The sequence below is a fragment of the Acinetobacter sp. Colony158 genome (assembly GCF_019264745.1).
GTDB classification, from domain to species: domain Bacteria; phylum Pseudomonadota; class Gammaproteobacteria; order Pseudomonadales; family Moraxellaceae; genus Acinetobacter; species Acinetobacter ursingii.
On record NZ_CP078523.1, the window covers coordinates 2,044,934 to 2,045,405 of the forward strand.

Annotated in this window: 1 protein-coding gene; it reads left to right on the forward strand. The window is 43.0% G+C overall.

Going from position 1 to position 472, the window contains the following annotated elements:
- Nucleotides 1-472, forward strand: a 472-nt coding sequence (locus tag JR005_RS14775) for a phenylalanine--tRNA ligase beta subunit-related protein (protein WP_267460122.1), incomplete at both ends; no start/stop codon positions are given.

Genomic DNA, 472 nt, shown 5'->3' on the forward strand with positions numbered 1-472 from the left:
GTGTTGTTAAAAATGTCAATGTAAAAGCTGCAACTCCAGCATGGATGGAACAAGCTCTAGCTCGTTCTGGTATTCGTACCCATAGTATTTTGGTGGATATTACGAACTATGTATTGATGGAATTGGGTCAACCGATGCATGCCTTTGATTTGGCGAAATTGCAAGGTGGTATTCAGGTGCGTCAAGCGCAGCCTCAAGAAAAATTAATGCTACTGAATGAACAGGATGTTGAGTTAAATCCAGAGATTATGGTGATTGCCGATGATGCTAAAGTCTTGGCGATTGCAGGAATCATGGGAGGACTTGAATCTAGTGTGACAGATGATACTCAAGATATTTTCCTTGAAAGTGCATTCTTTGCCCCTCTTGCAATTGCTGGTCGTGCGCGTCGCTTCGGTTTACATACAGATTCATCACAGCGCTATGAGAGAGGAGTCGATTTTGAATTGCCAATGTTGGCAATGAATCGCGC